At 73.3% G+C, this 21775-nt stretch carries 18 protein-coding genes; 8 read left to right on the top strand and 10 right to left on the bottom strand.

From position 1 onward, the window contains the following. The first annotated feature begins 38 nt into the window (after nucleotides 1–38). From ACQ3I4_RS01885 to ACQ3I4_RS01855, 7 genes are all read left to right on the top strand, one after another. Entirely contained in the window at nucleotides 39–791 is a 753-nt protein-coding gene (locus ACQ3I4_RS01885; RefSeq protein ID WP_329860007.1) for an SDR family NAD(P)-dependent oxidoreductase, read from the top strand. A gap of 99 nt (nucleotides 792–890) precedes the next feature. Continuing rightward, nucleotides 891–1946 (top strand): threonine aldolase family protein, encoded by a 1056-nt coding sequence (locus ACQ3I4_RS01880; protein WP_430632704.1) that lies wholly within the window; start codon nucleotides 891–893, stop codon nucleotides 1944–1946. Nucleotides 1947–2010: 64 nt separating this feature from the next. Next, entirely contained in the window at nucleotides 2011–2652 is a 642-nt protein-coding gene (locus ACQ3I4_RS01875; RefSeq protein WP_329860005.1) for a DUF3000 domain-containing protein, read from the top strand. 22 nt (nucleotides 2653–2674) lie between these two features. Beyond that, the gene (locus tag ACQ3I4_RS01870; protein WP_430632703.1) at nucleotides 2675–3955 is read left to right on the top strand and encodes an HRDC domain-containing protein; all 1281 of its coding nucleotides are present in this window, start codon (nucleotides 2675–2677) and stop codon (nucleotides 3953–3955) included. A gap of 106 nt (nucleotides 3956–4061) precedes the next feature. Further along, complete coding sequence (locus tag ACQ3I4_RS01865) at nucleotides 4062–5303, top strand: thiolase family protein (RefSeq protein WP_329860002.1); 1242 nt, start codon at nucleotides 4062–4064, stop codon at nucleotides 5301–5303. Between the two features lie 4 nt (nucleotides 5304–5307). Next, nucleotides 5308–7434, top strand: a complete 2127-nt coding sequence (locus ACQ3I4_RS01860; RefSeq protein ID WP_329860001.1) for a 3-hydroxyacyl-CoA dehydrogenase NAD-binding domain-containing protein — start codon at nucleotides 5308–5310, stop codon at nucleotides 7432–7434. Nucleotides 7435–7526: 92 nt separating this feature from the next. After that, nucleotides 7527–7964, top strand: a complete 438-nt coding sequence (locus ACQ3I4_RS01855; protein ID WP_329860000.1) for a ubiquinol-cytochrome c reductase iron-sulfur subunit — start codon at nucleotides 7527–7529, stop codon at nucleotides 7962–7964. Here ACQ3I4_RS01855 and ACQ3I4_RS01850 read toward each other — a convergent pair. The 6 genes from ACQ3I4_RS01850 to ACQ3I4_RS01825 form a co-directional block, all read right to left on the bottom strand. Continuing rightward, on the bottom strand, nucleotides 7955–9490 hold the full coding sequence (locus ACQ3I4_RS01850; RefSeq protein ID WP_430632702.1) for an ATP-binding cassette domain-containing protein: 1536 nt from the start codon (nucleotides 9488–9490) through the stop codon (nucleotides 7955–7957). The genes ACQ3I4_RS01855 and ACQ3I4_RS01850 overlap by 10 nt on opposite strands. Beyond that, entirely contained in the window at nucleotides 9487–10230 is a 744-nt protein-coding gene (locus tag ACQ3I4_RS01845) for an energy-coupling factor transporter transmembrane component T family protein (protein ID WP_430632701.1), read from the bottom strand. Before ACQ3I4_RS01845 ends, ACQ3I4_RS01850 begins: the two co-directional genes overlap by 4 nt. A gap of 11 nt (nucleotides 10231–10241) precedes the next feature. Further along, the gene (locus ACQ3I4_RS01840; RefSeq protein ID WP_329859997.1) at nucleotides 10242–11048 is read right to left on the bottom strand and encodes an ECF transporter S component; all 807 of its coding nucleotides are present in this window, start codon (nucleotides 11046–11048) and stop codon (nucleotides 10242–10244) included. A 98-nt stretch (nucleotides 11049–11146) separates the two neighbouring features. Next, a complete protein-coding gene (locus ACQ3I4_RS01835) occupies nucleotides 11147–12271 on the bottom strand; it encodes a nucleoside hydrolase (RefSeq protein ID WP_430632700.1) in 1125 nt (374 codons plus the stop codon). After that, nucleotides 12258–12896, bottom strand: coding sequence for a hypothetical protein (locus tag ACQ3I4_RS01830; RefSeq protein WP_430632699.1), 639 nt, complete (start codon nucleotides 12894–12896; stop codon nucleotides 12258–12260). The genes ACQ3I4_RS01835 and ACQ3I4_RS01830 overlap by 14 nt, the downstream gene beginning before the upstream one ends. Nucleotides 12897–12906: 10 nt before the next feature. Next, complete coding sequence (locus tag ACQ3I4_RS01825) at nucleotides 12907–13881, bottom strand: aldo/keto reductase (RefSeq protein WP_329860110.1); 975 nt, start codon at nucleotides 13879–13881, stop codon at nucleotides 12907–12909. 150 nt (nucleotides 13882–14031) lie between these two features. Between ACQ3I4_RS01825 and argG the strand changes: the two genes are divergently transcribed. Continuing rightward, nucleotides 14032–15459, top strand: a complete 1428-nt coding sequence (argG, locus tag ACQ3I4_RS01820; RefSeq protein ID WP_430632698.1) for an argininosuccinate synthase — start codon at nucleotides 14032–14034, stop codon at nucleotides 15457–15459. Between the two features lie 137 nt (nucleotides 15460–15596). Here the strand turns inward: argG and ACQ3I4_RS01815 are convergent, their stop codons facing one another. The 4 genes from ACQ3I4_RS01815 to acnA form a co-directional block, all read right to left on the bottom strand. Continuing rightward, nucleotides 15597–16169: a hypothetical protein gene (locus ACQ3I4_RS01815; RefSeq protein WP_430632697.1), complete on the bottom strand. Its 573-nt coding sequence runs from the start codon at nucleotides 16167–16169 to the stop codon at nucleotides 15597–15599. A 76-nt stretch (nucleotides 16170–16245) separates the two neighbouring features. Beyond that, nucleotides 16246–16842, bottom strand: a complete 597-nt coding sequence (locus tag ACQ3I4_RS01810; protein ID WP_430632696.1) for a DUF402 domain-containing protein — start codon at nucleotides 16840–16842, stop codon at nucleotides 16246–16248. Next, a complete protein-coding gene (dxs, locus tag ACQ3I4_RS01805) occupies nucleotides 16839–18803 on the bottom strand; it encodes a 1-deoxy-D-xylulose-5-phosphate synthase (protein WP_430632695.1) in 1965 nt (654 codons plus the stop codon). The genes ACQ3I4_RS01810 and dxs overlap by 4 nt, the downstream gene beginning before the upstream one ends. 200 nt (nucleotides 18804–19003) lie before the next feature. Next, nucleotides 19004–21709 carry an aconitate hydratase AcnA gene (acnA, locus tag ACQ3I4_RS01800; RefSeq protein WP_329859989.1) on the bottom strand — a complete coding sequence of 902 codons (2706 nt, stop codon included), beginning with the start codon at nucleotides 21707–21709 and terminating at the stop codon, nucleotides 19004–19006. Between the last annotated feature and the right edge of the window lie 66 nt (nucleotides 21710–21775).

Below are 21775 nucleotides of genomic sequence, written 5' to 3'. Positions count from 1 at the left end.
CCGCGCGCGGTCGTCGCCGAGCCCCTAGACTGGCCCCCATGAGCTTCAGCGCAACGGAGTCCCGGCCCCTGGCCGGGGCCCTCTATCTGGTCGCCGGGGCCACGAGCGCCTCCGGAACCGCCGCCGCGCGCGCCCTGGACGACGCCGGTGCCACGGTCCTCGCGGCGGGCACCGATGCGGGGCGGCTGGAGGGGCGGGTGCCGTTTGCCGCGGGCCGCTACGTGGCCGACCTCGCCGATCCGGACGCCGTGGCCGGGCTCGCCCGCCGCATCCACGAGGAGCACGGGCGGCTCGACGGCCTGGTCCACCTCGTGGGCGGCTGGCGCGGCGGCCGCGGGCTCGCCGGGCAGTCCGACGAGGACTGGGAGTTCCTGCTGACCCACGTCGTCACGACGCTGCGGAACACCTCCCGCGCGTTCTACGAGGACCTCGCCGACTCCGCACGGGGGCGGCTCGTGATCGTCTCGGCCTCCGCCGTCGAACACCCCACCGCCTCCGGCGCCAACTACGTCGCCGCCAAGGCCGCGGCCGAGGCGTGGGTGCGCGCCGTGGCGGCGGGCTTCCGCGCGGCCCAGTCGGGGCGCCGGCAGGATCCCGTGCCGCAGCGCTCGGCCGCCGTCGTCCTCGCCATCAAGGCGTTCACCGACGCCGCCGCGCGCGCCGCCGAGCCGGAGAAGTCCTTCGCCGGCTTCACGGACGTCGAGGACTTCGGCCGCGAGCTCGTCCGCGTGGCCTCCGGCGACGCGGACGGGCTCAACGGCGCGCGGATCGACCTGACCGCGGCCCGCTGAACCCCGGGACGCCGGCCGCCATCCCCTGAGCCCCGCGGCACGCGGCCCGTCCCCCGGGCCCGCGCCGCACCCCCCACCACCTACGACCCCAGGAGCCACGTGAACCAGCCCCTGCACGACCGCGCCGTCCGCGGATTCGCCTCCGACAACTACTCGGGCGTGCACCCCGAGGTCCTCGAGGCCCTCGCGGCCGCCAACGGCGGGCACCAGACCGCCTACGGCGAGGACGATTACACCGAGCACCTCTCCCACGTGGTCCTGAACCACTTCGGCCCCGCGGCCGAGGTGTTCCCCGTCTTCAACGGCACCGGGGCGAACGTCACGGCCCTGCAGTCGCTGCTGCCGCGCTGGGGCGCCGTGGTCTGCGCCCGGACGGCCCACATCAACGTGGACGAGAACGGCGCCCCCGAGCGCATCGGCGGCATGAAGCTGCTCGCCGTGCCCGCCCCGGACGGCAAGCTCACCCCCGAGCTGATCGACCGCGAGGCCTGGGGCTGGGGCGACGAGCACCGGGCCCAGCCGCTCGCCGTGTCCATCACCCAGTCGACCGAGCTCGGAACCCTCTACACCGTGCGCGAGATCAAGGCCATCACGAAACACGCCCACTCCCTGGGAATGAAGGTCCACATGGACGGCGCCCGGCTTTCCAACGCCGCGGCCGCCCTCGGCCTGCCCCTGCGCGCCTTCACCCGGGACGCCGGGATCGACATCCTCAGCCTGGGCGGGACCAAGAACGGGCTGATGTTCGGCGAGGCCGTCGTCGTCCTCGATCCCGAGGCCGCCCACGGACTGAAGTACCTGCGCAAGATGAACATGCAGCTCGCCTCGAAGATGCGCTTCACCTCCGCGCAGCTCGTGGCGCTCTACGGCGGGGACCTGTGGCTGCGCTCGGCCTCCCACGCGAACGCCATGGCCGCCCGGCTGCGCGCCGCCGTCGATGCCCTCGAGGGTGTGGAGGCGACGCAGCCGACCCAGTCCAACGCCGTCTTCGCGCGGCTGTCGAACGCCGTGGCCGACCGCCTGCGGGAGCGCTTCCGCTTCTACGATTGGGACCGCGGAGCGGGCGAGGTGCGCTGGATGTGCTCGTTCGACACGAGCGAGGAGGACATCGACGCGTTCGCCGCGGCGCTGCGCGAGGAGCTCTCCGCCGGCTGAGTCCCCGGTGCGGCCCCGGCGTGCCTCGGACGCGCCGGGGCCGGGCCGCCCTAAAATCGGGGGTGTGACCGCACTTGGCGACCTGGCTTCGGTTCCACCGGACTTCCTGACGGCGCTCTCCGCCCTGCGCCGGGCCGAGTGCCGCCCGGAGATGCGGCTCGAGGAGATCCCCGCACCCGCCCGGCTGGCGCCGTTCGCCGTCGCCCTCTCCGCCGACGTCGTCGAGGCCGGACGGCCGGCCGTCCGCCTCCACGGCCCGGCCGCCGCCGCCCTCCACGCCGCCGACACGGTGGACGAGGAGCTCGCCACGGGCCGGTTCATCCTCCTCCACGACCCCGCCGGCTCCCCCGTCTGGAACGGCACCTTCCGGATCGTCACCTACATCCGCGCCCAGCTGGAGGCGGACATGGGCAACGACGAGATGCTGGGCTCGGTCGCGTGGACCTGGCTCGCGGAGGCGCTCGAGGAGCATGCGGCCCCGCACGTCAACGCCGGGGGGACCGCGACCCGCGTGCTCTCGGAGAGCTTCGGCACGCTCGCCGGACGCGAGGGGACGATCGACATCGAGCTGCGCGCCTCCTGGACGCCGCTCGACGCGGACGTCACCGCGCACCTCGAGGCCTGGGGCGACATGGTGTGCACGTTCGCCGGGCTGCCCCCGCTGCCGCCCGGCGTCGCGGCCCTGCCCCACCGACGTCGTTCGTGAAGGCACTAGAATCGTCTGCATCATGACCGCAGCCGACGCCGCCACCAGCGCCCCCGAGCAGGACGAGCTGTCCTCCGCCACCCAGGATCCGGGATCCTCCGACGCCGGGGCGGTGCCCCTGACGGAGCCGCGCGACGGCGTGCCGCTCGTGATCTCCACGGAGTCTGGCCTGCGCCGCGCCGCGCAGGCCATCGCCGCCGGACACGGGCCCGCCGCCGTGGACGCCGAGCGGGCCTCGGGGTTCCGCTACGGCCAACGCGCCTTCCTCGTGCAGATCCGCCGGGAGGGGGCCGGGACCTGGCTCATCGACCCCGAGCCGTTCGGGGACCTGGCCGTCCTGGGCGACGCGCTCTCCGGCGTCGAATGGATCCTCCATGCCTCGACGCAGGACCTCCCGTGCCTCGCCGAGCTCGGAATGCACCCGGACCGGCTCTTCGACACCGAGCTCGCCGCCCGCCTGGCGGGCCTGCCGCGCGTGGGCCTCGGCGCCGTCGTCGAATCCCTCCTGGGCCTCTCGCTCGCCAAGGAGCACTCCGCCGCCGACTGGTCCAAGCGCCCGCTTCCGGAGCCGTGGCTGCGCTACGCCGCGCTCGACGTCGAGGTCCTCGTGGAACTGCGCGCGGAACTCGTCGCGCTCCTCGAACGCGACGGCAAGCTCGCCTACGCCGAGCAGGAGTTCGAGGCCATCCGCACGGCACCACCCGCGCCGCCGCGCACCGATCCGTGGCGGCGCACCTCGGGCCTGCATACCCTGCGCGACCGGCGCCAGCTCGCCGCCGTCAGGGCCCTCTGGCACGAACGCGAATCACTCGCCGAGAACCGGGACGTCGCCCCGGGCCGGCTCATCCCGGACGCGGCGCTCGTCGCCGCGGCGAAGGCCATGCCGACGACCGTTCCCGCGCTGCTGAAGACCCCGGGCTTCCATGGCCGGGCCGCGGGCAAGGAGGCACCGCGGTGGCTCCGGGCACTGCAGGAGGCCCGCGCCGCGCAGGACCTGCCGCCCCTGCACCTGCCGTCCAACGCCCCGCCGCCACCGCGCACGTGGGCCGACAAGGACCCGGACGCGGCGGCCCGCCTCAATACCGCCCGCCCGCGCCTGCAGCGCACGGCCGAGCAGCTGGACATGCCCGTCGAGAACCTGCTGACCCCCGACTTCCTGCGCCGGATCGCCTGGCGGCCGCCGACCCCGATCGAGCCGGACTCGATCGCGGAAGCCCTCGCCAGCCTCGGCGCCCGGCCCTGGCAGGTGGAGATCGCGGCCCCGGTCCTGACCGTGGCCTTCCTCGACCCGGACCCGCTCTGACAGGATCGGTGGGACGGCACCCCGCGCCATTGTTGCATCCCAAGTTACCGGCCAGTAACGTATGGGGTGGATCACACCCGTCCCACCCTTCCGTAAGGAGCACCCGGTGAACCCCACCCCCACCCGCCCCCTCGGCCGCGGCCGCGCGGTCCGCGACGTCGTCTTCGTCGACGGCGTGCGCACCCCGTTCGGCAAGGCCGGAGAGAAGGGCATCTACCACGGAACGCGCGCCGACGACCTCGTGGTGAAGTGCCTGCGCGAGCTCATGCGCCGCCATCCCTCGCTCCCGCCCGAGCGGATCGACGACGTGGCGATCGCGGCGACGACGCAGAGCGGGGACCAGGGACTGACCATCGGCCGCACCGCCGCGCTGCTGGCGGGCCTGCCCCACACCGTTCCCGGCTACGCGATCGACCGCATGTGCGCCGGCGCCATGACCGCCGTGACGAGCACCGCCGGATCGATCGCCTTCGGCGCCTACGACGTCGCGATCGCCGGCGGCGTCGAGCACATGGGCAACCACCCGATGGGCGCCGGCGCCGATCCCAACCCGCGCTTCCTCTCCGAGCGGATCGTCGATCCCGCCGCCCTGAACATGGGCAACACGGCCGAGAACCTCCACGACCGCTTCCCGGCCGTCACCAAGGAGCGGGCCGACCGCTACGCCGTCGCCAGCCAGGCCAAGCTCGCCGCCGCCTACGAGGCCGGCAGCATCCAGCCCGACCTCGTGCCCACCGCGGCCCGCCGCCCCGGCGAGGGGTGGACGGTCCACACGCGCGACGAGCCGCCGCGCCCCGGCACCACCGAGGCCGACCTGGCCGGGCTGAAGACCCCCTTCCGCGCCCACGGACGCGTCACGGCGGGCAACGCCGCCGGCCTGAACGACGGCGCGACCGCCGCCCTCCTGGCCTCCTCCGGGGCAGCGGAGGAGCTGGGCCTGCCCGTGCGGATGCGGCTCGTGTCCTACGCCTTCGCCGGCGTCGAGCCGCAGGTCATGGGGATCGGGCCGGTGCCCTCCACCGAGAAGGCGCTCGCCCAGGCGGGCCTGGCCATCGACGACATCGGCCTGTTCGAGGTCAACGAGGCCTTCGCCGTCCAGGTCCTGTCCTTCCTGGACCACTTCGGGATCGCCGACGACGACCCGCGCGTGAACCGCTACGGCGGCGCCATCGCGGTCGGCCACCCGCTCGCCTCCTCCGGGGTGCGCCTCATGACCCAGCTGGCGCGGCAGTTCGAGCAGGACCCCTCGGTGCGCTACGGCCTGACCACGATGTGCATCGGCCTCGGCATGGGCGGCACCGTGATCTGGGAGAACCCGCACCACGCAGACTACGGAAAGGACGCCTAGGACCATGGCACACGATTCCTTCGCACGCTTCGAACCGCTCACCGCACTGGTTCCGAACGAGGTCGTCACGAACGCCCTCGTCGCCGACGTCCCGCTGCCCGGCGGCCGCACCCTCGCGCTGATTACGCTCGACAACGGACTGGACCACACCAAGCCGACGACGCTCGGCCCGCGGACCCTGATCGGCCTCGGGCAGACGCTCCTGGAGCAGCGGGATCGCGCCGCGGCCGGAGGGATCCACGCCCTCGCCGTGACGGGCAAGCCGTACTTCCTCGTCGCGGGCGCGGACCTGTCCGCCGTCAAGGGGCTGCGCACCGCCGAGCAGGGGCGCCTCATGGCCGAGCTGGGCCACGCGGCCTACGACCTCCTGGCGGACCTCGGCGTCCCGACCTTCGCCTTCATCAACGGGATGGCCCTCGGCGGCGGGCTCGAGATCGCCCTCGCGGCGAACTACCGCACCGTCTCCACGGGCGCCCAGGGGCTGGGGCTGCCGGAAGCCTTCATCGGGCTCGTCCCGGGCTGGGGCGGCGTCTACCGCCTGCCCCGCCTGATCGGCCCCGAGGCCGCGCTGAAGGTGATGATCGAGAACCCGCTGAACAACAACCGCACGCTCGGCGGAGCGCAGGCGTTCGAGCTGGGGATCGCCGATGCCGCGTTCGCCCCGGCCGACTTCCTCGAGCAGTCGGTGGCCTGGGCAGCGTCCGTGGTCGACGGGGCCGAGCCCGAGCGCCGCCACGCCGTCGACCCGGCGGACCCGGAGACCGCGGCCCGCTGGACCGCGGCCGCCGCCACGGCGCGCGCGTTCGTCGAGGCCAAGACCTCCAACGCCGCACCGGCACCCGCCAAGGTCCTCGACGTCTTCGAGGCGGGGCTGACGGCGACCCAGCCGGAGTCGGCCCGCCTCGAGTGCGACGCCCTGACGGAACTCATGCAGACCCCGCAGTTCCATGACACGGTCTACGCGTTCCTGGACCTGGTTCAGAAGCGCTCCAAGCGACCCGCCGGCGCCCCGGACGCGAAGCTGGCGCGGCCCGTGGCCAAGATCGGCGTCGTCGGTGCCGGCCTCATGGCCGGACAGTTCGCCCTGCTCTTCGCCAAGTCGCTCAAGGTGCCCGTCGTGATCACGGACATCGACCAGGAACGCGTGGACCGCGGACTCGCCTACATCCACGGCGAGATCGACAAGCTCGCGGCGAAGAAGCGGCTCTCGCCCGACGCCGCCAACCGCACGCGTGCCCTCGTGACCGGTTCCGTGGACAAGTCGGCCTTCGCCGACGCGGACCTGGTCATCGAGGCCGTGTTCGAGGAGCTCGAGGTCAAGAAGAAGGTCTTCGCCGAGGTCGAGCAGGTCGTCTCCCCCGAGTGCATCCTCGCGACCAACACCTCCTCGCTCTCGGTGACGAAGATGGCCCAGGACCTGCGCCACCCCGGACGCGTCGTCGGCTTCCACTTCTTCAACCCCGTCGCCGTGATGCCGCTCATCGAGATCGTCAAGGCGCCGCACACCACGGACGAGGTGCTCGCCACGGCGTTCGCGCTCGCCAAGAACCTGAAGAAGACGGCCGTCCTGGTCCAGGACTCCGCGGCGTTCGTCGTCAACCGGATCCTCCTGCGCCTCATGGGCGAGGTGTCCAACGCCTTCGACGACGGCACGCCCGCGGAGGTCGCGGACACGGCCCTGAAGCCGATGGGGCTGCCGATGAGCCCCTTCACGCTGCTCGCGATGGTCGGGATCCCCGTGGCCCAGCACGTCATGGAGTCCCTCCACGACGCGTTCGGCGACCGCTTCCGGGTCTCCGCGAACCAGCAGGCGCTCATCGACAACGGCGTCAAGGGCCTGTGGGAGAAGCAGGAGGACGGCAGCGTGCGGATTCCGGAGGAGACGCTCGCCCTGCTCTCCTTCGGCGACTCGCCGAGCACCGCCGAGGAGCTGCTGGTCCGCACGCAGGACGCGTTGGCGCAGGAGATCGGCCTGATGCTCGAAGAGGGCGTGGTCGAGGGCCCGGAGGACATCGACCTCTGCATGATCCTCGGCGCGGGATGGCCCATGCACCTGGGCGGCATCACCCCGTACCTGGACCGGGTCGGCGCGTCGCAGCGCGTCAACGGGCGTCCGTTCCACGCCGGCTAGGACCACTCGCGCCGGTGCCCCGGGGCCCGGCACAGGAGACCCACAGCCGGGTCCCCTGTGCCGGGCCCCGCGTGCGTCCTACGATGGTGCCCATGACGCGCACCGAGACACCCCGCCCCGCCCGCCGCACCGTCCTCGGCACCTCGGTGGCCGCCGGGGGCGCGGCCTTCCTCGCGGCCTGCGGCTCCGCCTCGCCCGCCGAGGTCCCCTCGGCGCCGGCCGGGGGCGGGGCCGAGGGCACGCAGGCCGCCACGCTGTCCGAGCTTCCCGAGGGCGCCTCGCTTTCCGTCCAGGTCGAGGGCCGCGCCTACCTGCTCTACCGGCCGGACGCCGAGACGGTCCTCGCGTACCGCGCCGTCTGCACGCATGCGGGCTGCGAGGTGCTCACGGGCGAGACGCAGTTCGAGTGCCCGTGCCACGGCTCGCGCTTCGCCCACGCCGACGGCGCGGTCACGGGCGGACCGGCGAACCGTCCCCTCGAGCGCTTCGCGGCCGCCATCGACGGCGACGACGTCCTGATCTACCTGTAGTCCCGGAGATCCCCGGGGGCGGTGCCCGGGCCGGGCGCCCGGAGCGCCTCCTGCCGATCCGCGGTGCGCGCCGCGAACTCCGCGTCGTGGGTCGTGAACACGATCGCGGCTCCCCGTCCGGCGGCCGCCGCGAGCGCGTCCTCGAGCCGGTCGCGGGCGTCGGCGTCGAGGTCGCTCGTCGGCTCGTCCAGCAACAGCACGCCGGGTTTCCGCACGAGGACGGTCGCCAGGGCCGCGAGCCGGCGCTTCGCCGCGGGCAGTTCCCACGGGTGGGTCCGGGCGTCGTCGCGCAGGCCGAGCTGCTCCAGGATCTCGGCGGTCTCCGCCCCGGCCCGCGGCCCGCGCAGCCCGAACCGGACCTCGCGCTCCACCGTCCGTTCGAAGAGCTGGTCCGCGGGATGCTGCAGGGCCAGCCCGAGCCGCCGCGCCGTCTCCGCCGGCCGGCCCGGACGGATGGGCGCCCCGTCGACGAGCACGGTTCCCGCGGCAGGTGGCAGCAGGCCGGCGATCGTGGCCAGCACGGTCGTCTTGCCCGCGCCGTTGGCGCCGGTGAGCGCGAGCCGCTCCCCCGGGCCCAGCTCGAGATCGAGCCCGCGGACGGCGACGGGGCCGCCGTCGGGAGCGGCCGCCAGTCCGATGAGCTTCAACCGCGGAAGGGAGTGCGCGGAACGGGATCGGGCGCCGCCGGATGCGGAGTCCGACGCCGGGTCCGCACCGCCGGCGGTGGACGGGACCTCCGGCGCGCGGTGCGTCCGTGCATCGGCTCGGGCCGACGGAGACCCTTCGACGCGGGCCGCGTCCGGCGCCGTGGCCGCCTCGCGCCGCAGCGTCCCCGAGCCGAGCCGGAGGACGGCGTCGGCACCGGAGGCGGCACCGGCGTCGTCTTCCAGGCCGTTGCCCAGCAGCACGACTCCCGTGCCGCGCGCCCGCAGGCGGGCCAGGGCGGCGGCGAGCACGCGGCGGGCGGCGGAGTCGAGGCCGGCGAAGGGCTCGTCGAGGACCAGGACCGGGGTCCGGACGGCGACGAGCGCGGCGAGCGCGGCGAGGCGCTGCTGCCCGCCGGAGAGGGCGAAGGGATCGGCGGCCAGCAGGGCGTCGAGGCCCAGCCCACCGGCCGCCTCCCCGACGCGGCGCTGCATCGTGGCGCGCTCCATGCCCCGCTGTTCCAGGGCGAAGGCGATCTCCTCGGCGACCGTGGCCCGCGCGGCGGAGAAGAGGGTCCGCGCGTCCTGCGGCAGCAGCCCGACGTGGCGGCCCCACGCGGCGCGGTCCGGGAGGGCGCCGTCTCCCGGGTGGAAGGCGAGGCGCTGGCCGGCGAGGCGGACCCGCGCGTCGAGGGCGTCCCCGCCGTGCGGGAGGAGCCCGGCGAGCAGGCTCCCGAGCAGCGACTTCCCGGACCCCGAGGTCCCGTGGACGACCGTGAGCGAGCCGGGCGCGACCTCGACGATGCATCCCGACAGGACGGGACCGGCTGCGGCGGCCGGGGCGTAGGAGTCCAGCTCGTAGCGCAGGAGCGGTTCCGTCACGGCAGCGCTCCCCCACCGGCGATCAGGACGACGGCGAGGACCGCGCCGGCCGCGGGCGCGATCCGGCGGGCGAGGCGCTGGCGCCGCGAGTCGGCGACCTCGCGGTAGCGGACCACCGCCCCGGACGCGGGGAAGCCGCGGGCCGCGAGGTGCCCGGAGCGCAAGGCGGCGTCCTGCACGGTCGCCACGACCAGCGGAACGGCCCGGAGCCGGACGGCGCGCAGCCACCCCGCCGGGCCGCGGCCGCCGGCGCCGCGCAGCGCCTGGGCGCGCCCGATGGCCCGGGAGCGGCCGGCCAGTTGCGGGCCCAGGCCGAACGCCGCTCCGACGATGTAGCCGAGCTGTGCTGGCACGCCGGCGGCGTCGATCGCCGCCACGAGATCGTGGCGATCGACCGCGAGGGCGGCAAGTGTTCCCACCGCGACGAGGACCGCCGCGCGCAGGCCCAGCCCGAGCGCGGTATCGAGTCCCCCGGCCGTGATCCGCAGCGGTCCCACCTCCCACAGGGCCGCGGCGCCGGAGCGGTCCACGAGGGCGTGGATCATCAGCTGCGAAGCCCACAACGGTACGAGGACGGCCGCGCAGGCCGCCGCGAAACGGCGCAGCCGGCCCGTGCGTACCGCTGCGACGGCGCACGCGAGGACCGTCGCGGCCGCGGCCCAGCGCGAGCCGCTCGCGATGACGACGACGGCGGTCGTGGCGGCGAAGGACGCCGTCGTGAACGGATGCAGCCGGGCCACGGGAGATCCGCTCAGGGGTCCCGGCGGGCCGCGGGCGAGCGGAATCCGCGCAGCAGCCGCGGCGGAAGGGCCGCGACCAGGAGGGCGACGGCGAGGAAGACGACGGCCTTGTCCCCGGGGTCGGAGATCAGCGCCTGCTTCGTCACGGCGGAGAGCAGGCCGTCGCCCATGGAGCGGAAGGCCGCGACGAGCGCGCCCGTGCCGACGCCCGACGTCCCGCCGAAGACGAACGCGGCGACCGGCGCCGAGACGACGCCCGCCACGACGCCCGTCGCGAGGCCGGCCACGGGTGCCAGGTAGACGCGGCGGACCAGGCCCCAGCGGGCGGCGGTGCCGGCGAGGAAGCCGATGAGCCCGGCGCCGGCCGCGAACGGCAGGACGGTCGGGTTGAAGAGCGACCAGATGAGCGTCCCCATCAGGCCCGTCGCCGCCCCGGCCCGGCGCCCGGCGAGGAAGCCGACCAGGACGGTCCCGATCGAGTCCAGGTAGAGGGGCAGCATGACGGAGCCGACGAACTGTCCGAGCACGATGTTCAGGGCCAGGGCGGCCGGGATCAGCACCACGGCCTCCGTGGGCAGCTCGGGCAGCACGGCCGCGAGCAGGAGGAGGGCGGCGGCCAGGTAGCCGGCGAACGCGCCGAGCGCCGCGGCCTCGCCGAGACCCCCCGCGACGGCGTCCGGCCGGGTCGCCAGCAGGACGATGTAGGTGCCGGCCAGGACGGCGAGGCCCGCCGCCCCGAGGATCGTGGAGCGCCGGGAGGGACCGCGGGAACCGGGGGCGGCCAGCAGGGACGGCGGGGCGGACGGGGACGTGGACATAGGCTCTCCTGCCACACGCGGCGGCGCAGGGCGCGTCAGGCGTGCTGGATGGGGTGTGCGGGGTGCGGGCCTATGTCACCTCGACCCGGTTCAGCATCCTATCCGATCCGCGATCGATCCGGCCGGGTCCCGTCGATCCGGCGGGCGAGGAGCCCGAGGCGGCGGACCGCATCGGCGAAGCCCGCCTCCGGGTCATTCCACTCGACGACGTGGGCGTGGGGCGCCCGGCCCCAGAGCCCGCGGAAGTCGGCCACGGTGGTGCCGAGCAGGAGGCTGGACTCCGTTTCCACGTCGACGGCGGCCGGACGGGTCCGGTAGGCCATGGTGCCCGCCGCGACGCCGGCGGCGAAGAGGTCGTGGACGTGGGCGATGTAGCCCTGGTCGTAGTCGCGGTGGAACTCGAAGTAGAAGCGCAGCGCGTCGGACAGGTGTCTCACGAGCGGGTTCGCAGCGCGGCTGGGCAGCCCGTCCGGCTGACCGTCGGCGACGTGTTCGGGTTCCGGGCACCCGGCCTCGCGGGCCAGCTCGGCGAGGAAGGCGGGGCGCATCTCGAAGCGTTCCGTGGCGTCGAGCGGGCAGAGCACGGGCAGGCGGTCCGGGTCCAGGCCCTCCTCGGCCGCACGGGCATAGGCCGCATGGACCTCGCGCGCCGCGTGCGGGTCCACGTGGGTGTTCCACTCGGCCGTCGGGGTCGTGTTGCCCTGGTGGTAGAACGCGCCTCCCATGATCACGACGCGCTTGAAGAGCCACGGGAGCCGGGGCTCGGCGCGCAGGGCGAGGGCGAAGTTGGTCAGGGGCCCCGTCAGCAGGGCCGTGAGCCGCCCTGGTTCGGCGCGGGCGGCCTCGACCCACCGTGCGACGGCGTCGCCCGGAACCGCGCCGGGACCCGCCTGCGGGGGCGGCACGGGATCCAGGACGGCGTGCCCGAGGCCCTGCGGGCCGTGGGTCTCCGGCGTCGTCACGAGGCGGAGCTGCAGGGGCGTCTCGGCGCCGGTCAGGACCGGGACGCCGGCCCGGCCGCAGAGCGCGAGCAGGGCCCGGTTGTTGGCGGCGACCTGGGCCGTGCCGACGTTGCCGGGCGAGCTCGTCACGGCGACGAGGTCCACGTGGGGGCACGCGGCGAGGTAGGCGAGCGCCAGGGCGTCGTCGATCCCCGTGTCGTTGTCCATGAGGATCCGCACGGGCTCCGGGCCCGCCCCCGGCGCGGCGTCAGCTTCCCGCATGGCGTCCCGTCGCCGTGAGGAACTCGATGGCGGCGTCGTCGAGGTCCTCGAGGCTCGCCCAGGCGGCGTCGCTCGGCGCGCCCGCGACCGGCACGGACACGGCGCCCTGCCAATCACTCGCCACCATCTCGCCGGCGCGGACCCAGTGCCTGGCGGCCGTGCGGCCGGCCTGGATCCTCTCCACGGCCCGCGCCCCGTCGAGCCCGAGCCCGTCGACGGCGACCGAGGTCCGGCGTGGCGCGGAGGGAGCCGCGCGGAGCACCGCGGAAACGGGATCGCCGCCGGGGACGTCGTCGGCCAGCTGCACGTAGGGCAGCTCCGCGGCGCCGCCCGCCACGAAGCGGCGCACCAGCAGGAACTCTCCGTAGCCGGGCATCGACTCCGGGCCGAAGCCGCCGCCCGTCCGGTCCAACAGCACGGGACCGGTCGTGCCGGGGGCGTGGAAGCGGCTGAGCTGCCACGAGCCGTCGTCGTCGAGGCGGATGCGCGAGACGGCCAGGTAGAGCTCGGGTGGGCGGCCGAACGCGATCCGGGTTGTCAGGACGCCGGCCTCGAGGCTCCGGCGCAGCGCGCCGACGCGCCCCGAGGGCTCGTGAAAGGCCTCCCAGCGCTCGAACGGCTCCATCTCCGGCGGCCTAGAAGAGGGCGACGCGGGGCACGCGCGGGAACAGGGCGTCGAGGGCCTCCAGGTCGGCGGCGGACGGCGTCCACGACGCCGCCAACGCGTTCTCGCGCACCTGCTCCGGGCGGGTCGCGCCCGCGATGACGCTCGAGACCGCGGGCTGGGCGGCGAGCCACGAGAAGGCCACCTGCACCTCGCTCAGTCCCCGCTCGCGCGAGAACTCCCCGAAGGCGCGCAGCTGCTCGAAGTCCGCCTTCTCGAGCAGGTTCTGCCGCGAGTGCGTCAGCCGGGAGCCCTCGGGTGCCGCGCCGTGGGAGTACTTGCCCGTCAACAGGCCGTTGGCCAGCGGGAAGTAGGGCAGGACGCCCAGCCCGTAGGCCTCCGCCGCGGGAACCACCTCGAGCTCGGCCCGGCGGTCCAGGAGGTTGTAGTGGTTCTGGCTCGAGATGAAGCGCGTGCCCCCGGTCATCCGGGCGGTGAACTCGGCCTCGGCGATCTGCCATCCGGCCCGGTTCGAATGTCCGACGTAGCGGACCTTGCCGGCGCGGACCGCGTCGTCGAGGGCGGCGAGCGTCTCGTCGATGGGCGTGAGCGGATCCGGGGTGTGGAACTGGTAGAGGTCGATGTAGTCGGTCCCGAGCCGGCGCAGCGAGGCCTCGATCGCCGTCGTGATGTAGCGGCGCGAACCCCGGGCGCCGAAGTCGCGCCCGTTGGCGCCGCCGGCATCCATCCCGAACTTCGTGGCCACGACGACGTCGGAGCGGCGCGTGCCGAGCGCCCGTCCCAGCCGTTCCTCCGAGAGCCCGGGCACCCGGCCGTAGGTGTCGGCCGTGTCGAAGAGGGTCACCCCGGCGTCGACGGCGGCGTGGACGACGGCGTCCGTGCCCTCCTGCGACTCGGTGGCCGTCCCGCTGCGGCCCAGGTTGTTGCAGCCGAGCCCGACGACGGACACCACGAGTCCCGAGTCCCCGAGGCGGCGGTAGTTCATCTGGTCCTGTTCCATGGCGTCCTTTCGGGCAGGCCGCGGCTGCGGCGCGTGCGGGGCATGTGTCCTCGATTCTTGCACGCGTGCTTCACATGCGCGCTCCCGGGTGTTCCCGGTTCCCCTTTTGGGCGCGGAAGCCATAGCGTAGGAGGCATGTCAAAGGTCCTCACTTCACTTCCCGTCGGCGAACGCGTCGGCATTGCCTTCTCCGGCGGCCTCGACACCTCGGTGGCCGTGGCCTGGATGCGCGACAAGGGCGCCGTCCCCTACACCTACACGGGCGACCTGGGCCAGTACGACGAGCCCGACATCGACGCCGTGCCGGGCCGCGCCCTGGACTACGGGGCCGAGGCCTCGCGGCTCGTCGACTGCAAGCCCGGCCTCGTCGAGGAGGGCCTCGTGGCCCTCGCCTGCGGCGCCTTCCACATCCGCTCCGCGGGCCGCGCCTACTTCAACACCACTCCCCTGGGCCGCGCCGTCACCGGCACGCTCCTCGTCCGGGCGATGCGCGAGGACGGCGTGGACATCTGGGGCGACGGCTCCACCTACAAGGGCAACGACATCGAGCGCTTCTACCGCTACGGCCTCATGGCCAATCCGCGGCTGCGCATCTACAAGCCGTGGCTCGACCCCGACTTCGTGACCGAGCTCGGCGGCCGCCAGGAGATGAGCGAGTGGCTCCAGGCCCACGGCTTCCCGTACCGGGACTCCGCTGAGAAGGCCTACTCCACGGACGCCAACATCTGGGGCGCCACGCACGAGGCCAAGACGCTCGAGCACCTGGACACCTCGCTCGAGACGGTCGAGCCGATCATGGGCGTGCGCTTCTGGGACGAGTCCGTTCAGATCGCCACGGAGGACGTCGCGATCGCCTTCGAGCAGGGCCGCCCGGTCTCCATCAACGGCGCCACGTTCGAGTCCGATGTCGCCCTCGTCAACGAGGCCAACGTCATCGGCGGCCGCCACGGCCTGGGCATGAGCGACCAGATCGAGAACCGCATCATCGAGGCCAAGAGCCGCGGCATCTACGAGGCGCCCGGCATGGCGCTGCTGCACATCGCCTACGAGCGCCTGCTCAACGCGATCCACAACGAGGACACCGTGGCCACCTACCACGAGCAGGGCCGCCGCCTGGGCCGGCTCATGTACGAGGGCCGCTGGCTGGACCCGCAGGCGCTGATGCTGCGCGAGTCCATCCAGCGCTGGGTCGGCTCGGCCGTGACGGGCACCGTGGTGCTGCGCCTGCGCCGCGGCGAGGACTACACACTCCTGGACACCTCGGGCCCCGCGCTGAGCTACCACCCGGACAAGCTCTCCATGGAGCGCGTCGGCGACGCCGCGTTCGGCCCCCTGGACCGCATCGGACAGCTGACCATGCGCAACCTCGACATCGCCGACTCCCGCCAGCGCCTGGAGCAGTACGCCGGCCAGGGCCTCGTGGGCGGGGCCACAGCCGAGCTCGTGGGCCAGCTGGAAGCCGGAGGCGCGGAGGAGATCGCCGTCAAGGACGGAGCCGGAGAGGGCGCCTCGGCGTTCGAGCGGGCCATCGAGGCCGCGGCGTTCGACTCCGGAACCGACTGACGCCGTCGTCCCGCCCTCCCGAGGGCGCGGCGCGACGCACGGAGGCCCGGCCTCTTTGAGGGGGGCCGGGCCTCCGTGCGTCTGTCTCCGGGCGTCCTGCCGGCCCGTCCGGAGGTGTGGCCCCGGCGGGTGACCGCTTAGTCGAGCGTGAAGGGCGCCTTGCCGGGCGCGGGGTGCTTCTGGCGCAGCGTCCCGATCCCGCCCTGCCCGCCGACGGCGATGGAGAGCTTGCGGAAATCGAGGTCGGCCTCCCGCAGGCACGTCTTGATCGCCGCGACGGCCTTGCCCGGCTCCGGGCTGAGGATGCGCACGTTGAGCTTCCAGGGCGCCAGGTCCCAGGACTCGACCGTGCCGAGTCCGCGCCACGCGAGGTGGCCGGAGAGCAGGTCCACGGCCTTCTCGCGCAGGTACTCGTCCCGCTGCGTCCCGTCCCTGCTCTTGAGGGCATACTGCGCCACGACCCAGTACTGCTCGGCCGCGGGGATCTCGGCGAAGCCGTCCTCGGCGCACTGCTCGGCGAACGCCGACATCAGCTGCGCGCCCGCGGCGGGGTCGACGTCGTCGACGTCCTTGACGGTGGACTGGTGGCCGACCTTGCCGTGGTTGACCACGAACTGGCCGAGCTCGGCATCGGTGTAGGGCTCGTACCAGGCCTCGCGGAACTCGAGCTCGCCCTTCTCGTCCCGGCGGTAGGTGCGGATGATGGCCATGGTGCTCCTTGGGTGGCTGGATCGGCGGGGCCGATGGGTCGGGTGCGGCGGTGGTGCCGGGCGGGAGGTCGGTGGGTCAGGAGCGGGCGGTGGCCGCTCGGTCGAGCCGGCGGCCGGCGGCGAACCACTGCCCCGCCGTGTCCTGGTCGAATGGGGCGCGCCGCGCCCCGACGTCGTCCAGGAGCGACTCGGCGGAGGCCCGCATGCGCCGCACGAGCTCCTCCGGGTAGCCGTACCGCCCGGCATGCTCGGTGAACTCGTCCTCGTCGTCGAGGTAGAGGCCCCGCTCGGCGGAGTCGACGACGTCGAGGTCCATGTCGATCGAGTTCGCCTCCCATCCCGCGGGGCGCAGCGGCCGCCAGCCCAAGGACGTGGAGACGTCGATGTAGAGCCGGACGCCGCCCGGGTGGTCCTCGTCGTAGAACGTCGCGACCCAGTCGCCGCCGCGCGGGAACAGGCAGACCGCGTCGGACTCGGCATGGAAGGCCAGCCCGGGGCGGGCCACGAACGAGCCGGCCGGCTGGAAGACCCAGTCGCCGTGTCGATCCGCGCCGAGGTACCGCCCGGGGACCACCCAGTGCGCCCCGCCGTCGTACTTCCACGCACGGGCCGCGACGAGGTCGCCCGGAACGGCGCCCTCGGGGTGCGGCAGGAGGCCCTCGGGGACGCTCACAGCTGCGGGATCTGTCCGGTGGGCAGGTCCTGGCCGGGCAGCGGCCGCGCGAACGGGACCTTGGTGCCGAGGACCTGCGCGAGCGTGTCCTGGGCGATCCGTTGCGCCGTGACGCCGACGCGTTCGAGCACCTGGCCCCGGGAGCCGTGCTGGAGGAACTCCGTCGGCAGGCCCACCTCGTTCAGGGCCGTGTCGACGCCGGCGGCGCGCATCTCCTGGCGGATGCGGGAGCCGATGCCGCCGGCCTTCACGCCGTCCTCGATGCAGACCACGATCCGGTGGCGCGCCGCGAGCCCGACGACGGAGCGCGGCACGGGCAGCACCCAGCGCGGGTCCACCACGGTGGAGCCGATGCCCTGCGAGGAGAGGCGTTCGGCGACGTCGAGGGCCATCGGGGCCATGGATCCGACCGCGACGATGAGCACGTCCGGATCCCCGGATCCGTGGCGGGCGAGGACGTCGACGCCGTCGTGGAGGCGCTCGAGGGCCTCGATCTGGCCGCCGACCGTGCCCTTCGAAAAGCGCAGCACGGTGGGGGCGTCGGACACGGCGACGGCCTCGCGCAGCTCCTCGCGCAGGCGCGTGGCGTCGCGCGGGGCCGCGAGGTGCAGGCCGGGGACGATCTGCAGGAGGGCCATGTCCCACATGCCGTGGTGGCTCGGCCCGTCCGGCCCGGTCACGCCCGCCCGGTCCAGGACGAGCGTCACGCCCGCGCGGTGCAGGGCCACGTCCATGAGCAGCTGGTCGAATCCCCGGTTCAGGAAGGTCGCGTAGATGGCGACGACGGGGTGCAGGCCGCCGAACGCCATGCCGGCCGCGGAGGTGATGGCGTGCTGCTCGGCGATGCCGACGTCGTACACGCGCTCCGGGTGCCGCTCGGCGAACTCCTGCAGGCCCACCGGGATCAGCATGGCCCCGGTCAGGCCCACGATGTCCTCGCGCTCGTCGGCGATCGCGGCGATCTCCTCGCCGAACACGCTCGTCCACGAGCGGGCCCCGGGACGCTCGACGGCCTGGCCGGTCTCCGGGTCGATCACGCCGACGGCGTGGAACTGGTCCTCCTCGTGCGCGCGGGCCGGGGCGTAGCCGCGCCCCTTCTCCGTCAGGGCGTGCACGATGACGGGCCCCTCGTAGTCGCGGGCCATCTGGAGGGCCTCCTCGACCGCCTCGAGGTCGTGGCCGTCGATGGGTCCGATGTACTTCATGCCGAGGTCCTCGAAGAGGCCCTGCGGCGCCCACCAGTCCTTGATGCCCTTCTTCGTGGCGTGGAGGGACTTGTACGCGAAGCGGCCCACGGGACCGCCGTCCTGCAGGCGCGCCTTCCACCAGTCGAGGGTGCCCTCGTAGACGCGGTGCGTGCGCACCTTGTCCAGGGTCTGCCGCAGCCCGGCGAGCTGGTCGGCGAGGCCGCCGATGGTCGGCGCGTAGGAGCGGCCGTTGTCGTTGACGACGATGACGACCTTGCGCTTCTTGTCCGCGGCGATGTTGTTCACGGCCTCCCAGGCCATGCCGCCCGTCAGCGCGCCGTCGCCGACGACCGCGACGACGTAGCGCCCGTCCTCGCCCCGCAGGCGGTAGGCACGGGAGATCCCGTCGGCCCAGGACAGAGAGCTGGAGGCGTGGGAGGACTCGACGATGTCGTGCACGGACTCGGAGCGGTCGGGGTAGCCGGCCAGGCCGCCTTCCTGGCGCAGCGTGGAGAAGTCCTGCCGGCCCGTGAGGAGCTTGTGCACATAGGACTGGTGGCCGGTGTCGAAGACGACGGAGTCGGTCGGCGAGTCGAAGACGCGGTGCAGGGCGATCGTGAGCTCCACGACGCCCAGGTTCGGCCCCAGGTGGCCGCCCGTGCGGGCGACGTTGGCGATGAGGAAGCCGCGGATCTCCGCGGCCAGTTCCTCCAGCTGCCCGGGCTCCAGCGCGCGCAGGTCGCGGGGCTCGCCGATGGATTCGAGCAGGGACACGAAGCCGTTCCTTTCGCCGGGGCAGGTACCGCCCCATCCTACCGGCCAGCCTGCCCCGTCCGGTCCCGGAATCGGGGCGAGCCGGGCGCGTGGCCGCGGATCCGGCGTCGTCCCCTCCACAGGCGCCGGGGAACGCCGCAGGACGGGCCCCCTCGAGGGGGACCCGCCCTGCGGCTGACCGGCCGGTCCGGGCAGTCCGCCTAGCTGGCCGAGATCTGGCGCAGCACGTACTGCAGGATACCGCCGTTGCGGTAGTAGTCCGCCTCGCCGGGGGTGTCGATGCGCAGCACGGCGTCGAAGGACTTGGTGGTGCCGTCCTCGGCCGTCGCGGTGACCGTGAGCGTCTTCGGCGTCGTGCCGTTGTTCAGCTCGGTCACGCCGGCGACGGAGTAGCTCTCCGTGCCGTCCAGGCCCAGGGTCGCGGCGGACTCGCCGGCCGGGAACTGGAGCGGCAGGACGCCCATGCCGATGAGGTTGGAGCGGTGGATGCGCTCGTAGCTCTCGGCGATCACGGCCTTGACACCCAGGAGCGCGGTGCCCTTGGCTGCCCAGTCGCGCGAGGATCCGGAGCCGTACTCCTTGCCCGCGATGACCACGAGCGGGGTGCCCGCGGCGGCGTAGTTCTGCGCGGCGTCGTACACGTAGGCCTGCGGTCCGCCGTCCTGCGTGAAGTCGCGGGTGAAGCCGCCCTCGACTCCGTCCAGGATCTGGTTGCGGATGCGGATGTTCGCGAACGTGCCTCGGATCATCACCTCGTGGTTGCCACGGCGGGAGCCGTAGGAGTTGAAGTCCTTGCGGTCCACGCCGTTGGCCAGCAGGTACTGCCCCGCCGGGGTGTCCGACTTGAACGAGCCGGCCGGGGAGATGTGGTCCGTCGTGACCGAATCGCCGAGCTTGAGCAGCACGCGCGCGCCGTCGATGTCCTTGACCGGATCCGGCTGTGCCTTCATGCCCTCGAAGTACGGGGGCTTCCGGACGTAGGTCGAGTCCTCCGCCCAGGCGAACGTGTCGCCGGCCGGGGTGTCGAGTGCCTTCCAGCGCTCGTCGCCGTCGAAGACGCCCTCGTAGCCCTTGGCGAACATCTCCTTGTCGATCGAGGAGTCGATGACCTGCTGGACCTCGACCGGGTTCGGCCAGATGTCCTTGAGGAACACGTCGTTGCCGGCCTCGTCCTGGCCGAGCGCGTCGGTGTCGAAGTCGAAGTCCATCGTGCCGGCCAGCGCGTAGGCGATGACGAGCGGCGGGGACGCCAGGTAGTTCATCTTGACGTCCGGGTTGATGCGGCCCTCGAAGTTGCGGTTTCCGGAGAGGACGGCGGTCGCGGCGAGGTCGTTGGCCTGGATGGCCTCCGAGATCTCCGGCTCCAGCGGGCCGGAATTGCCGATGCACGTGGCGCAGCCGTAGCCGACGATGTAGAAACCGAGCTTCTCCAGATACGGGGTCAGGCCGGACTTCTCGTAGTAGTCGGTGACGACCTTCGAGCCCGGGGCCACGGAGGTCTTGACCCACGGCTTCGAGGTCAGGCCCTTGTCCACGGCGTTGCGCGCGAGCAGAGCCGCGGCGAGCATCACGGAAGGGTTGGACGTGTTGGTGCAGGAGGTGATCGACGCGATGGACACGAGTCCGTGGTCGATCGTGAAGGAGCGTCCGTCGGCGGTGGAGACGTCCACGGCCTTCGACGGGCGGCCCACGCCCAGCGCGTCGGCGTCGCCGGCGGCGTAGTTGTGGATGTCCTTGCGGAACTGCTCCTTGGCGTCGGTGAGCTGGATGCGGTCCTGCGGACGCTTCGGGCCGGCGATCGAGGGGACCACGGTGGACAGGTCCAGCTCGAGGAACTCGGAGAAGCGCAGCTCGCGGCTCGGATCGTGCCAGAGGCCCTGTTCCTTGGTGTAGGCCTCGACGAGCGCGACCTCTTCGTCCGTGCGGCCCGTCAGGCGCAGGTAGTCCAGGGTCACGTCGTCGATGGGGAACATCGCGGCGGTCGAGCCGAACTCCGGGCTCATGTTGCCGATGGTGGCGCGGTTGGCGAGCGGCACCTGGGCGACACCGTCGCCGTAGAACTCGACGAACTTGCCGACGACGCCGTGCTGGCGCAGCATCTCGGTGATGGTCAGCACCACATCGGTGGCGGTGGCGCCGGCCGGGATGGAGCCGGAGAGCTTGAAGCCCACGACGCGCGGGATGAGCATGGAGACGGGCTGGCCGAGCATGGCCGCCTCGGCCTCGATGCCGCCGACGCCCCAGCCGAGCACGCCCAGGCCGTTGACCATGGTGGTGTGCGAGTCGGTGCCGACGCAAGTGTCCGGGTAGGCGCGGACCGCGCCGTCGACCTCTCGGGTCATGACGGTGCGCGCGAGGTACTCGATGTTGACCTGGTGGACGATTCCGGTGCCCGGGGGCACGACCTTGAAGTCGTCGAACGCCGTCTGGCCCCACCGCAGGAACTGGTACCGCTCGCCGTTGCGCTGGTACTCGATCTCCATGTTGCGCTCGAGGGCGCCGGAGTTGCCGAAGGCGTCGATCTGCACGGAGTGGTCGATGACCATCTCGGCCGGGGCCAGCGGGTTCACGCGCTTCGGGTCTCCGCCGAGGTCCTTCACGGCCTCGCGCATGGTCGCCAGGTCGACGACGCAGGGCACGCCGGTGAAGTCCTGCATGATGACGCGGGCCGGGGTGAACTGGATCTCGGTGTCCGGCTCGGCGTTCGCGTCCCACTGGGCCAGGGCCCGCACGTGGTCCGCGGTGATGTTGGCACCGTCTTCGGTGCGCAGCAGGTTCTCCAGCAGGACCTTGAGGCTGTACGGAAGGCTCTCGGAGCCTTCAACGGCCTTCAGCCGGAAAATTTCATACTCGGTGCCATCGACGTCCAATACGCCCTTGGCCCCAAAACTGTCCACAGTACTCACGGGGACTCCTCTCGCCAGACTTTCATCTTTGTTGCACACGTAACCCCCGTGCCAGTAAGGACTGCC

It is taken from the genome of Zafaria sp. Z1313 (assembly GCF_050563205.1).
Taxonomy (GTDB): domain Bacteria; phylum Actinomycetota; class Actinomycetes; order Actinomycetales; family Micrococcaceae; genus JAZDCJ01.
Note: the sequence above shows the minus strand (reverse complement) of the source record. Positions and strands in the feature narration are given on the sequence as shown.